This is a genomic window from Dokdonia ponticola (assembly GCF_042653865.1).
GTDB classification, from domain to species: Bacteria; Bacteroidota; Bacteroidia; order Flavobacteriales; family Flavobacteriaceae; genus Dokdonia; species Dokdonia ponticola.
The window spans coordinates 1-1,150 of record NZ_JBHSFV010000045.1; the positions used below are offsets into that span (position 1 = coordinate 1).

2 protein-coding genes are annotated in these 1,150 nt (G+C 35.1%); both read left to right on the plus strand.

What is annotated here, in order from left to right:
* The first annotated feature begins 61 nt into the window (after positions 1–61).
* The gene (locus tag ACFO3O_RS22535; RefSeq protein ID WP_379983070.1) at positions 62–418 is read left to right on the plus strand and encodes an ISAon1 family transposase N-terminal region protein; all 357 of its coding nucleotides are present in this window, start codon (positions 62–64) and stop codon (positions 416–418) included.
* Positions 411–1,150: ISAon1 family transposase (locus tag ACFO3O_RS22540; RefSeq protein WP_465251772.1), on the plus strand; the 740-nt coding region annotated here is incomplete at its 3' end. The genes ACFO3O_RS22535 and ACFO3O_RS22540, both read left to right, overlap by 8 nt.

Sequence of the window (1,150 nt, forward strand, 5' to 3'; positions counted from 1 at the left end):
GGCTCAACACAAAAAGTTGTGGGGTAATTAAAATTGAGACAACTTTGCTTTAAAAAATTCTATGTCCTCAGATGCTCTATTTGCTGCCGCCAACTTATTACTTCCAGAAGTTCTTGTAACTTATTTTGAGATGACTAAACACGAGGTAAAAGGTGAAGAGATACACTTTTACTTCACAGAGAATAATAGTGTTCCAGAGGGTTTTGATACTGATACACTTCATTCCAAAGGTTTCTTTCCACAAGCGACAGTCCAAGATTTTCCTATACGCGGTAAGAATGTTTATTTGCATATAATTAGACGTCGTTGGATTGACAAAACGACCAGTAAAGTGGTGACAAGAGATTGGGATTTGGTAGCAAAAGGAACTAGGATAACTAGTGAGTTTGCTACTTTTTTAAAAGAGGTCTATAAGTAATAATGCTTCTAGTACTGCTGTTGTTGCTAAATTCTACGGAGTTAACCCTAGAAGTCTACAAAGACAATACAGAGACTATCTAAGTGACTTCAAATCTTGGGATCAAAAGTCTCATTCTAAGAACTGGTTACTATTTGCACAAAACATCGGAAAAAGGCTTTCGTTGGATGAAACTGCTTTTTCTAATGGCGAATTATACACCATACTAACCAATAAAAAAGCAAAAGGAAACAAAGGAGCTTTAATAGCTATGGTAAGAGGAACTAAAGCAGATGTGGTCATTAAAATACTACAAAAGATACCTCTCAAACAACGCAATAAGGTTGAGGAAGTCACATTAGACATGGCTGGGAATATGGGGTTGATCGTCAAAAAATCATTCCCAAATGCAGTACAAGTAATCGATAGATTCCATGTTCAAAAGTTGGCTTTAGATGCATTACAGGAGATAAGAATAAAACATCGATGGGACGCTATTGATAAAGAAAACGACGCTATAGAAACCTCAAAATCTAAGAGTTTAAAATTCACTCCAGAACAGTTCTCAAACGGAGATACATTAAAGCAACTACTGGCTAGAAGTAGATACCTGCTCTATAAAAATAATCTTAAATGGACACAAAATCAATCAGAAAGAGCTGTGATACTATTCGAGAAATACCCAGATATAGAAAAAGCATATAAACTATGTCAAAATCTCTCTTGGATATTTAATAACACAAAAGACAAAAC

Excerpts from the sequence above, each read along its gene's own strand:
- ACFO3O_RS22535 (WP_379983070.1), top strand. The coding sequence starts at position 62 with ATGTCCTCAGATGCTCTATTTGCTGCCGCCAACTTATTACTTCCAGAA.